Source organism: Pseudoalteromonas sp. BMB (genome assembly GCF_001709235.1).
Lineage (GTDB): Bacteria > Pseudomonadota > Gammaproteobacteria > Enterobacterales > Alteromonadaceae > Pseudoalteromonas > Pseudoalteromonas maricaloris.
The window spans coordinates 1-332 of sequence record NZ_MBQA01000048.1 but is presented as its reverse complement, the minus strand read 5'-3'; the positions used below and the strand labels follow the sequence as shown (position 1 = coordinate 332).

Genomic DNA, 332 nt, shown 5'->3' with positions numbered 1-332 from the left:
CAAGTTCGCTGTCTGCAGCACGGCGGGCACGGTCAGCCTGTTCCAGAAGCTGCCTGCTCTCTTCCAGTTCTCCATGCATGGCATTGCATCTCCTCTCAGACATGGCGTACTGTTCCCTGACTTCATCTCTAGCTCTCTGTTCCTCCTCGTAGGCCTGTTGCAACTCTTTGAGCTGTAATTGGTATTTCTTGATGTTCTTCTGGGCTTCTGCGTTGGCTTTGTTGCTATGGTCCAATGCAATTTCCAGCTCGTTGATGTCGCTCTCCAATTTCTTCTTCATCCTGAGTGCCTCAGCCTTGCCCTTTGCTTCAGCCTCCAAGAGATCGGAAGAG

General features: G+C 51.5%; 1 protein-coding gene. It reads right to left on the bottom strand.

What is annotated here, in order from left to right:
* On the bottom strand, positions 1-280 hold a 280-nt coding region (locus BB427_RS03870), incomplete at its 3' end, for a hypothetical protein (protein ID WP_254663578.1).
* Positions 281-332: the final 52 nt, after the last annotated feature.